Genomic DNA, 5,033 nt, shown 5'->3' with positions numbered 1-5,033 from the left:
TGTCAGGCGTACTGGACCTGCAGGTCCTTGATGCCGTTGATCCAGGCCGAGCGCAGGCGGACCGGCTCGGCGAGCTTGCTGATGTCGGGCGCGTGGTCGGCCAGTGCGTCGAACATCAGGCGCACCTCCTGGCGGGCCAGGTTGGCGCCGATGCAGTAGTGCGCACCGTGCCCACCGAACGCCAGGTGCGGGTTCGGGTTGCGGGTGATGTCGAAGGTGAACGGGTCGTCGAAGACCTCGTCGTCGAAGTTGGCGCTCGCGTAGAACAGCCCCACCCGCTCGCCCTTCTTCACCAGCTGGTCGCCGACCATCACGTCGTTCAGCGCGGTCCGCTGGAAGGAGGTGACCGGGGTCGCCCAGCGGATGACCTCGTCGACCATGGTGTCCGGGCGCTCCCGCTTCCACAGCTCCCACTGCTCGGGGTGGTTGAGGAAGGCGTTCATCCCGTGCGTGATCGCGTTGCGCGTGGTCTCGTTGCCGGCCACGGTCAGGATGATCACGAAGTAGCCGAACTCGTCGTCGGTCAGCGCTCCGTCCTTGTTGGCCTGGACGAGCTTGGTGACGATGTCGTCGCGCGGGTTGGCCTTGCGTTCCGCGGCCAACCCCATCGAGTAGGTCAAGATCTCGGCCGCAGCGACGTCCGGGTCCTCGAGCATGTCCGGGTCGTCGTACCCGAGCATCGAGTTGGACCAGTCGAAGAGCTTGCGACGGTCCTCCTGCGGGACGCCGAGCAGGTCGGCGATCGCCTGCAGGGGAAGCTCGCTGGAGACGTCCTCGACGAAGTTGCCCGACCCCTTGGCGACGGCCTCCTTGACGATGGAGTTGGCGCGCTGCTCCATGATCTCGTCGAGCGCGGAGATCGACCGCGGCGTGAAGCCGCGGGAGATGATCTGCCGGGTCTTGGTGTGGATCGGTGCGTCCTGGTTGATCAGCATGACGCGCTGGAACTCGACCATCTCGCGCTCCATCCCCTCCTGGAAGCGGATGATCGCGCCGTTCTCGGCGGTGGAGAAGTCCTTGCTGTTCTTCGAGACCGCCGCGACGTCCTCGTGCCGGCTCACCGCCCAGTAGCCGGTGCCGAGCATGCCGGAGCGCGCCGGCTCCTCCTGCTCGACCCAGAACACGGGAGCCTTCTTGCGCAACGCCAGGAACTCGTCGTGCGGGACGGCCGCGTGGTTCACGTCGGGATCGGTGAAGTCGAAACCCTCGGGTACGACGTTCTCTGCGGTCACTGCGACTCTCCTCGTTTCTGGAACACGTTCTAGTAACGATGGTTACATACTCCCGGAATGTTGGGAAGGGCATCTCAGCGATTCGGACGAGGATTTTGACGGGCGGACTTGTGACAAACAAGAACGTGTTCTAGTTTGCTCCCATGGGAACCCCGGTGATCGTCGACGCTGTCCGCACCCCCCTCGGCAAGCGCCGCGGCTGGCTCGCCGGCGTGCACCCGGCCGAGCTGCTCGGCTTCGTGCAGGGCGAAGTCCTCCAGCGCGCCGGGGTCGACCCGAACGAGATCGAGCAGGTCATCGGAGGCGTCGTCACCCAGGCCGGCGAGCAGTCCAACGACATGGTGCGGCGCGCCTGGCTGCACGCCGGGCTCCCACGCCACACCGGTGGCACCGTCATCGATGCCCAGTGCGGCTCGGGCCAACAGGCGGCCCACCTGGTGCACGACATGATCGCCGCCGGCTCCCTTGCCGCCGGCATCGCCTGCGGGGTCGAGTCGATGTCGCGGATCCCGCTGGGCGGCAACGTGCCGGCCGGGCTCGGAGACCCGCGACCGGCGAGCTGGGACATCGACCTGCCCAACCAGTTCGAGGGCGCCGACCGGATCGCACGCAACCGCGGCCTGACCCGCGAGGACCTCGACGCCTTCGGACTCGCCTCGCAGCAGAAGGCGCGCACGGCCGTGGACGAGGGGCGCTTCAAGCGTGAGATCGCGGCGTACGACGCGCCGGTGCTCGACGCCGAGGGCAACCCGACCGGCGAGCGGAAGCTGGTCGACACCGACCAGGGGCTGCGCGAGACGACGCTCGAAGGACTGGCCGGGCTGAAGCCGGTGCTCGAGGGCGGACTGCACACGGCGGGCACGTCGTCGCAGATCTCGGACGGCGCCTCGGCGTTGCTGATCATGGACGAGGACCGGGCCCGGTCGCTGGGCCTGACGCCGCGTGCGCGGATCCACACCCATTGCCTGGTGGGCTCCGACCCCTACTACCACCTGGACGGGCCGGTGGACGCGACGAACCTGCTGCTGAAGAAGACCGGGATGACGATCTCCGACTTCGACCTGTTCGAGGTCAACGAGGCCTTCGCGGCGGTCGTGCTGTCGTGGGCGCAGGTGCACGAGGTGCCGATGGATCGGGTCAACGTCAACGGTGGCGCGATCGCCCTGGGCCACCCCGTCGGCTCGACCGGGGTCCGCCTGATCACGACCGCGCTGCACGAGCTCGAGCGGCGCGACGGTTCGACCGCGTTGATCTCGATGTGTGCGGGTGGGGCGATGGCGACCGGGACGATCCTCGAACGGCTCTGATTTCCGCAGGTTCATCACGGTATGCAGCCGAACCTGCGCTTCCCGGGGTGCACAGAGCACGGGAAGCGTTGGTTCATCCCGGTAAGTACGGCTCCAGCGCCACCTCAGCAGGCCTGTCGCATCAGCCGCTCGATCCGTCGGGCCGTGTAGCGCGGTCGATCGAGGTCGGCCCACACCAGCCGGACCATCGCGTAGCCGGTCGCCTCGCGCAGCCGATCCTCTCGCTGCTTCTCGGCGAACACGACATCGCCCGGATCGCGGCCTGGTTCGAGCAGCCTTCCGTACTTCACCCGGCCGTCGAACTCCCCGAGCAGCCGATGCTCGGGCCACCCCCAGTCCGCGACGCCGATCAGCGCACCGTGCTCGTCGTACACCTCGAACTGGCTGATCGGGGCCGGCAGTCCGTGTGCCCAGAAGAGATACCGAGACCGCGACTCCCCCGGACTCTCGGCGCGTCCGTCTGCCATCCGTACGGCCAGGTGCAGGTGCCGGGTGCGAGGCCAGTATTGCATCAGCGTGAACCTGCGCATCAGGTCCTCGGGCGAGGCGAGCTGTCGGTGCAGCAGCGAGTCGAACAGCACGAGCGCCGCATCGGCCGGGGCGCGTGACGCCGCCTCCAGGGCGCACCGCTCGGGCACGAGTACGCGGTGGCCGTCCACCTCGTGCACGTCGGAGTCGAGGCAGAACCCCTCGTGGTGGACGACATCGCCCTCGACCCGGCCTGCGCCGCCGTCGAGGCGGGTGACGTGGACGCGGGACAGGTCGAGCCCCCAGGTGTCGATGCCGTGCTCGAGGGCGCCCGAGACGTGGCTCAGGGCGACCGAGGGTCCGAGCGACCTGAGCACGGCGTGCGCCCGGACGCGATGCCTCCCGACGTCGTCGAGTGCTGACCAGGCGTCGGCGAGCGAGTAGGACCCCCGCCGGAACCTGATCCACCGTCCCTGACGAACTGCCGCGGCGACGTCGCGGTCGCCGTACCCGAAGGCGCGAGCCTCGGCGCGCGTGAAGAAGCCGTGCTCGTCGACCAGGAAGCGAAGGGGATCCACGGGTTCACCGTCGTACGTCGGGAGCGGCCGTGGAGCCGGAGGCAAGGCAGCTGGTCATTCGCGGGTCACATGGGTCGCCTGTGTGCAGTCGGCGGACCGTCGAGGAGCCGCATCAGAGGAAGCGGATCAACACTTCCCATCACGAACCCGCGCTTCCCATGCTCTGTGCACCCAGGGAAGCGCGGGTTCGGCTGCATACCGTGATGAACCTGCAGGGCTCAGGCGCCGTACACCGGCTCCGGGTCCGGCGCCTGCGCGATCAGCTTGCGCAGGGCCGGCCCGACTTCGGCGGCCTCCCAGCGCGCACCCTTGTCGTCTGCGTGGCCGTGCCGCCACCCGGTCTCGAGGGTGATCCTGCCGCCCTCGATCTCGATGATCCGGCCCGTCACGTCGGCGGCCTCCTCGCTCGCCAGCCACGCCACGATCGGCGAGTTGTTGGCCGGGTCCATCGCGTCGAAGCCACCCTCGACCCCGGCCATCATCTCCGGGAAGGCACCTTCGGTCATCCGGGTCCTGGCCACCGGCGCGATCGCGTTCACGGTCACGCCGTAGCGCCCCATCTCCTGCGCCGCGACCAGGGTCAGCCCGGCGATGCCCGCCTTCGCCGCCGAGTAGGTCGCCTGCCCGACCGAACCCTGCAGGCCAGCACCCGAGGACGTGTTGATCACCCGGGCTGCCCGCTGGCGGCCCTCCTTGGCCTCGGCACGCCAGTAGGCACCCGCGTGCCGCAGCGGCGCGAAGTGCCCCTTGAGGTGCACCCGGATCACCGCATCCCACTCCTCCTCGGAGGTGTTGACGAGCATCCGGTCGCGCACGAAGCCGGCGTTGTTCACCAGGATGTCGAGGCCGCCGAAGGTGTCGACCGCCTGTCGGACCATCGCCTCCGCGGCCGCGAAGTCGGCGACGTCGGCGCCGTTGGCCACGGCCTGACCGCCCGCCGCCTCGATCTCGGCGACGACCGCGTCGGCCGGCGACTCGCCGGATCCCTCACCCGCCAAGGAGACCCCGAAGTCGTTGACCACCACCGCGGCCCCCTGGGCGGCGAGCTCGAGCGCGTGCGCCCGTCCGATCCCGCGTCCTGCGCCGGTGACGATGGCGATGCGACCTTCGAGCAGCTTCTTCACGATGACTCCTGGATGTTCTGGGCGGACAGGAAGACGGGGGGCTCTCCCCCGCCGTGGCAGGCGAGCGTGGCGCCGGAGACGTACGACGCGAGGTCGCTGGCCAGGAAGGCGGCCACGTGGCCGACCTCTGCGGGGGTGGCCATCCGGCCGAGCGGGATGGTGCGTTCGATGGCGGCGACTCCGGCATCCCCGCCGTAGTGGTCGTCGGTGTGCTCGGTGCGGCACAGGCCGACGTCAATGGAGTTCATCCGGACCTTCGGCGCCCACTCGATCGCGAGCGAGGTGGTCAACGAGTCCAGGCCGGCCTTGGCAGCGCCGTACGCC

General features: G+C 69.2%; 5 protein-coding genes. 1 reads left to right on the top strand and 4 read right to left on the bottom strand.

Going from position 1 to position 5,033, the window contains the following annotated elements; genetic code table 11:
- Nucleotides 1–2: 2 nt before the first annotated feature.
- On the bottom strand, nt 3–1,232 hold the full coding sequence (locus ABZE72_RS15500) for a cytochrome P450 (RefSeq protein ID WP_372729935.1): 1,230 nt from the start codon (nt 1,230–1,232) through the stop codon (nt 3–5).
- Between the two features lie 143 nt (nt 1,233–1,375).
- Here ABZE72_RS15500 and ABZE72_RS15495 point away from each other — a divergent pair, with 143 nt between their 5' ends.
- On the top strand, nt 1,376–2,539 hold the full coding sequence (locus ABZE72_RS15495; RefSeq protein WP_372729934.1) for a steroid 3-ketoacyl-CoA thiolase: 1,164 nt from the start codon (nt 1,376–1,378) through the stop codon (nt 2,537–2,539).
- Nucleotides 2,540–2,643: 104 nt separating this feature from the next.
- Here the strand turns inward: ABZE72_RS15495 and ABZE72_RS15490 are convergent, their stop codons facing one another.
- The 3 genes from ABZE72_RS15490 to ABZE72_RS15480 all read right to left on the bottom strand — a co-directional run.
- Nucleotides 2,644–3,585, bottom strand: a complete 942-nt coding sequence (locus ABZE72_RS15490; protein ID WP_372729933.1) for a type IV toxin-antitoxin system AbiEi family antitoxin domain-containing protein — start codon at nt 3,583–3,585, stop codon at nt 2,644–2,646.
- A 218-nt stretch (nt 3,586–3,803) separates the two neighbouring features.
- Entirely contained in the window at nt 3,804–4,709 is a 906-nt protein-coding gene (locus ABZE72_RS15485) for an SDR family oxidoreductase (RefSeq protein WP_372729932.1), read from the bottom strand.
- Nucleotides 4,706–5,033 (bottom strand): SDR family oxidoreductase (locus ABZE72_RS15480; protein ID WP_372729931.1); only part of this gene is annotated, 328 nt, incomplete at its 5' end. The genes ABZE72_RS15485 and ABZE72_RS15480, both read right to left, overlap by 4 nt.

Origin of the sequence: Nocardioides sp. (assembly GCF_041600255.1) — a bacterium.
GTDB lineage: Bacteria > Actinomycetota > Actinomycetes > Propionibacteriales > Nocardioidaceae > Nocardioides.
The sequence above is the reverse complement of the archived record's forward strand: the minus strand, read 5'-3'. Positions and strand labels throughout refer to the sequence as shown.

Bases quoted from the DNA above. Each gene is read 5' to 3' on its own strand.
- ABZE72_RS15495 (WP_372729934.1), top strand. From the start codon at position 1,376: ATGGGAACCCCGGTGATCGTCGACGCTGTCCGCACCCCCCTCGGCAAG.